Origin of the sequence: Saccharomonospora iraqiensis subsp. paurometabolica YIM 90007, assembly GCF_000231035.2 — a bacterium.
Taxonomy (GTDB): domain Bacteria; phylum Actinomycetota; class Actinomycetes; order Mycobacteriales; family Pseudonocardiaceae; genus Saccharomonospora; species Saccharomonospora paurometabolica.
The window spans coordinates 2,477-4,592 of the sequence record NZ_KI912245.1 but is presented as its reverse complement, the minus strand read 5'-3'; the positions used below and the strand labels follow the sequence as shown (position 1 = coordinate 4,592).

The window sequence follows — 2,116 nt, the reverse complement described above, 5'->3', positions numbered from 1 at the left end:
ACCCCGCCCGGGCCCGACCCCGCCCTGCTCGACACCTACGCACCCACCGACCCCGGCCGGGCTGCCTGGTGGCGCGACCGCCTCACCCGCGCCCGCGCGACCCTCGACGCCACGACCGCGTCGGGCTGACCGAACCAGGCACGCCACTCATCGTTGCGGAGACAAGCGGACCAGCCCCAGGAAAGGTAACGTCTTGCGTTATTAGCGCTAGTCGTTATGCTCGGTGATGTGATCCGCTCCTTCCGGGACAGCACCACTCAAGCGATATGGGAGCGGCAACATGTTCGCAAGATGGACCCACAGGTCCAGCGAGCCGCGCTACGCAAGCTGGTGATGCTGCACAGCGCCGAATCCTTGGAGGATGCCCGCATGCCCCCCGGCAACCGGTTGAAGAAGTTGTCCGGGAACAGAGCGGGCCAACACAGCATCCGCATCAACGACCAGTGGCGCATCTGCTTCCGATGGACCGACGCCGGTCCTGAGGACGTCGAGATCGTTGACTATCACTAAAGGAGAGGATGCGCGATGACCGCACCAGCCCCACCCCCGGTGTCTCCCGGCGAGATCCTCACCGAGGAGTTTCTGAAGCCCTTGGGCATCAGCGAGTACCGGCTCGCCAAGCAGATCAAGGTGTCCCCGCGCCGTATCAACGAGATCACCCACGGGACCCGCCGGATCAGCGCGGACACAGCGCTGCGGCTGGCACGCGCGTTCGGCACCTCGGCCGGGTTCTGGATCAACCTCCAGACCCACCACGACCTCCTGATCGAGCAGGATCGACTCGGCGACACCCTGGACGACATCCACCCGCTGGCGAGCTGAACCACCGGGCTCCGAGCTCCCAGAAGGGGAGCGACACCGCCATCGGGTGTCACCCGATGCGCCGGTCCGCCCGTGGCGTCCTGTCCCGGTGGCCGCGACGGAGCGTGTAATACCCGACAGACCCGGCAATCCAGGGCACAGCACTCGCCCGATGGAAGGGGATGTCGATGCGGATCCTCCTCGCGGACAGCTTCCCGGACGCCTCCCGCTCGGCACTGGCCGACCACGGGCACGACTGCGACTACGAACCGGACACCACCGCGGGTGACCTGCCGGAACGGGTGCCCGGCCACGAGGTGCTCGTGGTGCGCAGCACCAAGGTCACCGCCGAGACGATCGAGGCCGCCGCCGACACACTGCGGCTGGTGATCCGCGCGGGCTCGGGCACCGACACCATCGACCGCGACGCCGCCGCCGCACGCGGGATCTGCGTGTGCAATGTGCCGGGGCGCAACGCGGTGGCCGTGGCCGAGCTGGCGTGTGCGCTGCTGCTGGCGCTGGACCGCGACATCGCCGACGCCGTCGCCGACCTGCGCGCCGGGCGCTGGGCCAAGAAGCGCTACGCGCGGGCGCGCGGGATCACCGGCCGCAGCGTCGGTGTCGTCGGGCTGGGCCGGATCGGGCTGGCTTTCGCCGAGCGGATCGCGGCGTTCGGCGCCGACATCGCCACCGTCGCCCGGCCGGAGCGCGACGAGGAGACGCTGGCCCGGGCCCGGGCGATCGGGGTGCGGTTCGTCGACAACCTGGACACCCTCGCCGCCACCTGCGACGTGCTCTCGCTCCACCTGCCCGCCACCGAGACCACCCGCGGGCTGGTGAATCGGAACCTGCTGGCACGGATGCCCCAGGGCGCGATCCTGCTCAACACCGCCCGCGCCGAACTGGTCGACGAGGACGCGCTGATCGAGGCGATGGAGACCAGGGGCCTGCGCGCGGGGATCGACGTGTTCGCCGACGAACCGGGCTCGGGCACCGGCACGATCGACTCCCGGCTCGCCGCCCACCCGAACGTGTACGGCACGCACCACATCGGCGCCTCCACCGAGCAGGCGCAGCACGCGGTGGCCGCCGAGGTGGTGCGCATCGTCGACGACTTCGCCGAGGGCACGGTGGACCACTGCGTCAACCTGGACGCCGTGCTGCGCTCCGGCAGCCTGGCGACCCCGCTGCGGGTGGGCGACACGACGTGAGCACCGCACGCGAACGGGAAGCCACGGCCACGCCCCCGCCACCACACGGGGCGGGGGCCGTCGTGCGCCCGGGCAGACCGCTGGTGGTCACCGGCGGCGCGCCG

The 2,116-nt window shown here is 70.8% G+C and carries 3 protein-coding genes; all 3 read left to right on the top strand.

Translation table 11 applies throughout. The annotated features are described in order from the left end of the window. The first annotated feature begins 216 nt into the window (after positions 1-216). The 3 genes from SACPADRAFT_RS0213930 (at position 217) to SACPADRAFT_RS0213920 (ending at position 2,012) form a co-directional block, all read left to right on the top strand. The gene (locus SACPADRAFT_RS0213930) at positions 217-510 is read left to right on the top strand and encodes a type II toxin-antitoxin system RelE/ParE family toxin (protein ID WP_007027388.1); all 294 of its coding nucleotides are present in this window, start codon (positions 217-219) and stop codon (positions 508-510) included. 15 nt (positions 511-525) lie between these two features. Beyond that, entirely contained in the window at positions 526-822 is a 297-nt protein-coding gene (locus SACPADRAFT_RS0213925) for a HigA family addiction module antitoxin (protein ID WP_007027387.1), read from the top strand. A gap of 167 nt (positions 823-989) precedes the next feature. Beyond that, positions 990-2,012, top strand: coding sequence for an NAD(P)-dependent oxidoreductase (locus tag SACPADRAFT_RS0213920; RefSeq protein WP_233357185.1), 1,023 nt, complete (start codon positions 990-992; stop codon positions 2,010-2,012). The last annotated feature ends 104 nt before the right edge of the window (positions 2,013-2,116 follow it).

Coding starts and splice junctions, on each gene's coding strand:
- SACPADRAFT_RS0213930 (WP_007027388.1), top strand. CDS start 217: ATGCTCGGTGATGTGATCCGCTCCTTCCGGGACAGCACCACTCAAGCG.
- SACPADRAFT_RS0213920 (WP_233357185.1), top strand. CDS start 990: ATGCGGATCCTCCTCGCGGACAGCTTCCCGGACGCCTCCCGCTCGGCA.
- SACPADRAFT_RS0213925 (WP_007027387.1), top strand. CDS start 526: ATGACCGCACCAGCCCCACCCCCGGTGTCTCCCGGCGAGATCCTCACC.